Below are 3,938 nucleotides of genomic sequence, written 5' to 3'. Positions count from 1 at the left end.
CTTGCTAAAACGATGTAGCAAGTTGTAGTATGTTTTAAAATAATACAATCTTCCTAGCAGAAGAAATATGAATAAAATAATTAATTCTAAAGATTAAAAGAATGAAATACATTGTTTGCGAGAAACCAGGTGAGTTTATTTTGAAAGAAAAAGAAGCTCCAGTGAGAAAAGAAAATGAAGCTTTATTACAGATCAATAAAGTTGGAATTTGTGGTACGGATTTACATGCATACTCTGGAAATCAAGCATTCTTTACGTATCCTAGAATCCTAGGGCATGAATTAGCTTCAGAAGTTTTAGAGATTGGTGAGAATGCGAGAGGAATCAAAGCAGGTGATAAAGTTGTTGTTATGCCATATGTTAGCTGTGGAAAATGTATTGCTTGTAGAAATGGAAAAACAAACTGTTGTACAAATATTACTGTTTTAGGTGTTCATGGTGATGGAGGAATGCAAGAACAAATAGCTGTTCCTGCAGATATTCTTTTACCTGCCAACAATTTATCTAATGATCAAATGGCAATTGTAGAACCTTTGGCTATTGGAGCTCATGCTGTTAGAAGAGCTGCCATTACTCCAGGAGAAACTGTTGCTGTAGTAGGTTGTGGTCCTATTGGAATAGGAATTATGAAATTAGCACAAATTGCAGGAGCAAAAGTGGTTGCTATTGACATGAACGAACAACGTTTGGAATATGCTAAAGAAAAAATTGGTGTTGAATATACTGTAAAAGCTGGTGAAGGTGCTGCGGAAGCTATTGCCGAATTAACAAACGGTGATATGTGTACTGCTGTATTCGATGCATCAGGAAATAAATTTGCCTTAGAAGCTGGACCTAGTTATATGTCTCATGGTGGACGCTTTGTGTTGGTTGGATTGTCTAAAGGTGATTTAACTTACAATCACCCGGCTGTACACTCTAAAGAAATGACTTTAATGTGCAGTAGAAATGCAACAACTGAAGATTTTGAGCATGTGATCAATGTATTGGATCAATTCCCAACAGAATCGTTTATAACCCACAATGTTCCTTTTACAGAAATGATTGAAAACTTCGATAGCTGGTTGAAACCTGAAACTGGAGTAATCAAAGCAACAGTTGACTTTAACTTATAAAATATAACAGGATGTCTAAGAATTATGTTCAAATAGATCCAAAGGATAATATCATTGTAGCCATTACAAACCTTGACAAAGGAATGGCTACTACCATCCAAGGAAAAGAAGTTATCTTAAAAGAAAACATCAAACAAAAACACAAATACGCCTTGAATGATTTCGCCATTGGTGATGAAATATTCATGTATGGTGTATTGATTGGTAAAGCCATTGAGCCGATTCAAGCTGGATGTGCCATTACTATAGAAAATGTAAAGCATGCTTCTGCCGAATTCAACAATTCAAAAGAAAAATTTACATGGACAGCACCCGATGCTTCCAAATTTGAAGGAAGAACTTTTAACGGATACCATAGAGAAGATGGTAAAGTTGGAACTGGAAACTACTGGTTGGTTATTCCTTTAACTTTCTGTGAAAATAGAAATATTGATGTTCTGGAAGGTGCTCTTTCTGAAAAATTAGGATACGAGACTAAAAAAGATTTTGCTGTTGATACAGATGCATTGATCAATCAATACAAAGCTGGCGCTTCTTCAGAGGAAATTTACAGTACTCCGATCATTACTACAAAAGAAGAAATGACTAAAAACAGAGTATTCCCTAATGTAGATGGAATTAAGTTTTTAAAACACGACGGAGGTTGTGGTGGAATTCGTCAAGATTCTGAAACATTATGTAAACTTTTAGCGGGATACATCGCAAATCCTAACGTGGCCGGAGCAACCGTATTTAGTTTAGGTTGTCAGAATGCACAAATTGAAATGCTTCAAAATGCCATTGACGCTATTACACCAAACAATACAAAACCAGTTCATTATCTAGAACAACAACAAAGTTCTAGTGAAAGAAGCTTGATTGAAGAAGCCGTAAAGCACACTTTTGTTGGTTTAACAGAAGCTAATAAAATTGAAAGAAAACCAGCCCCAGTTAGTAAAATTGTACTTGGACTTGAATGTGGTGGTTCGGACGGATTTTCTGGAATTTCTGCAAACCCTGCTTTAGGATATGCTTCAGATTTATTAGTTGCCCTAGGAGGTAGCCCAGTATTATCTGAATTTCCTGAATTAAATGGTGTGGAACAAGAAATTATTACGCGTTGTAATACGGAAAAGGATTCTAAAAAATTCTATGATTTAATGAGAGCTTATTCTGCTGCTGCTGTAGCCGTTGGATCTGGTTTTGAAAACAACCCATCTCCAGGAAACATCAAAGACGGTTTGATTACTGATGCGATGAAATCAGCTGGTGCTGCTAAAAAAGGAGGTACCTCCCCTGTTGTTGAAGTTTTAGATTATACAGAACAAATAACAAAACCTGGATTGAATCTATTATGTACGCCTGGTAATGATGTTGAGTCTACTACAGGATTGGTTGGATCTGGATGTAATGTAGTAGTTTTTACTACAGGATTAGGAACTCCTACTGGAAACCCAGTAGCACCTGTCTTAAAAATATCGAGTAATACAAAACTGTATGAAAGAATGAATGACATCATCGATATAAATACAGGTACTGTTATAACCGGTGAAGATACGATTGAATCTATGGGAGAAAAGATTTTGGACCATGTAATTAGAGTCGCAAGTGGAGAAACTCCTTCAAAGGCAGTTTTACATGGACATAATGATTTCATTCCTTGGAAACGTGGAGTTTCACTTTAATAAACGAATTAACAAACACTTTTAATTTTAAAAGTTAAAAATAGAATACTATGAATTCTTTAAACAGAACAAACGCTTCAGTAAAAACATATACTGAAAGAATAATCCAATTTGGAGAAGGGAACTTCCTAAGAGCCTTTGCAAACTGGATGATTCATGAAATGAACAAAAAAGCTGATTTTGATGCAGGTGTTGTAGCAGTTCAGCCAATTGACCAAGGTTTGATTAAAATGTTAAACGATCAAGATGGATTGTACACTTTATACTTAAACGGTATCAAGAATGGAGAAGCTATCTCTGAGCACGAAATTATCGATTGTATCCAAAGAGGAATCAACCCATACGAAAATCATGCAGACTATTTAGCAACGGCTACAAACCCTGATTTACGATTTGTAATTTCTAATACTACAGAAGCAGGTATTTCTTACAATGCTGATGATAAATTAGAGGATGCACCACAATCTAGTTATCCAGGAAAACTAACGGCTTTATTATATAAAAGATTTCAAACTTTTGGTGGAGCTTCTGATAAGGGACTGATCTTAATTCCTTGTGAATTGATTGATAAAAATGGTGACAATTTAAAACGAATTATTTTACAATACGCTGCTGATTGGAATTTAGGAGACGAGTTTGTTGAGTGGATCAATGAAGACAATATTTTCTGTAATACTTTAGTGGACAGAATTGTACCTGGTTACCCTAGAGACAAAATGGATGCAATTACGGAAGAATTAGGTTACAAAGATAATTTGGTTGTTGAAGGGGAGCAATTTCATTTATGGGTAATTGAAGGACCGGCATCTGTTAAAGATGAAATCCCTGCTGAAGCTTGTGGATTGAATATTGTTTTTACTGACAATATGGAGCCTTATAGAACACGTAAAGTAAGAATCTTAAATGGAGCGCATACAACATTAGTTCCAGTCGGATATTTATATGGAATCGACAAAGTACGTGAATCGTTAGAAGACGAAGTTGTTGGGAACTATCTAAAAAATACAATTTTTAATGAAATCTGTCCTACTCTAGATTTATCTCAAGAAGAATTGAATCAATTCTCTAACGATGTTTTAGACAGATTTAGAAATCCATATTTAGAGCATGCGCTTATCAGCATCTCTTTGAACTCTACTTCTAAATTTAAAACAAGAGT

The 3,938-nt window shown here is 35.2% G+C and carries 3 protein-coding genes; all 3 read left to right on the top strand.

Annotated features, from left to right (window positions below; genetic code table 11):
* Positions 1-101 precede the first annotated feature (101 nt).
* On the top strand, positions 102-1,115 hold the full coding sequence (locus P8H68_RS08675) for a zinc-binding alcohol dehydrogenase family protein (RefSeq protein ID WP_300323593.1): 1,014 nt from the start codon (positions 102-104) through the stop codon (positions 1,113-1,115).
* 11 nt (positions 1,116-1,126) lie between these two features.
* Positions 1,127-2,779 (top strand): altronate dehydratase family protein, encoded by a 1,653-nt coding sequence (locus P8H68_RS08670; protein WP_300323590.1) that lies wholly within the window; start codon positions 1,127-1,129, stop codon positions 2,777-2,779.
* 50 nt (positions 2,780-2,829) lie between these two features.
* Positions 2,830-3,938, top strand: a 1,109-nt coding sequence (locus P8H68_RS08665; protein ID WP_300323587.1) for a tagaturonate reductase, incomplete at its 3' end; no start/stop codon positions are given.

The organism is Flavicella sp., assembly GCF_029238425.1.
GTDB lineage: Bacteria > Bacteroidota > Bacteroidia > Flavobacteriales > Flavobacteriaceae > Flavicella.
This window is presented reverse-complemented; position numbering and strand designations above follow the sequence as displayed.